Below are 266 nucleotides of genomic sequence, written 5' to 3' on the forward strand. Positions count from 1 at the left end.
CGGTGACACGCGGCTGAGTCGTGATCACTGCCCGCAGCATCGGAGACGCGAGCACGGCCGCCAGCTTGGCGTCCGCCTCCGGGTCGCCCAGGTTGAGACCGCCGCCCGGGTACAGGGTCACGACGAACGGCGTCTCCGTGGCCTCCAGGTCGTCCAGGAAGTACGCCGCGTTGTTCAGGAAGGTCATCCAGGCGAGCGAGGCGCCGCGCAGCTCGTCCACTGTGTAGGGCTCGACCCGCTCCGCGAATTCCGGATAGCGCGTCGCG

General features: G+C 69.5%; 1 protein-coding gene. It reads right to left on the reverse strand.

Annotated elements, in window-relative coordinates; all coding sequences use genetic code 11:
• Nucleotides 1-266 (reverse strand): hypothetical protein (locus SB717_RS36535; protein ID WP_410907938.1); only part of this gene is annotated, 266 nt, incomplete at both ends.

Source organism: Priestia sp. SIMBA_032 (assembly GCF_046535215.1).
Classification (GTDB): domain Bacteria; phylum Bacillota; class Bacilli; order Bacillales; family Bacillaceae_H; genus Priestia; species Priestia aryabhattai.